This window comes from Bacillus sp. SIMBA_008, from assembly GCF_046535495.1.
Taxonomy (GTDB): Bacteria; Bacillota; Bacilli; order Bacillales; family Bacillaceae; genus Bacillus; species Bacillus subtilis.
The window spans coordinates 1-238 of record NZ_JAWRWL010001208.1 but is presented as its reverse complement, the minus strand read 5'-3'; the positions used below and the strand labels follow the sequence as shown (position 1 = coordinate 238).

Sequence of the window (238 nt, the reverse complement as noted above, 5' to 3'; positions counted from 1 at the left end):
CATACGAGAAGTATAGAAGTGAGAAAGAATAATTTGAAGAAGCTTTATGAAGGCATTCAGCGCTTTGAAGAAGAAATATTTCAGGCATTGAAATTAGATTTAAATAAGTCAGTTCATGAGTCGTTTACAACGGAAGTTGGATATGTATTAAAAGAAATTTCCTTTCAATTGAATCATATTTCATCGTGGAGTAAACCGAAGCGGGTTCGAACAGCACTCACTCACTTTGGATCAAAGG

Annotated in this window: 1 pseudogene; it reads left to right on the top strand. The window is 34.9% G+C overall.

Annotated features, from left to right (window positions below):
* A pseudogene (locus SB658_RS27275) lies at positions 1 to 238 on the top strand (aldehyde dehydrogenase family protein); the annotation flags it as partial.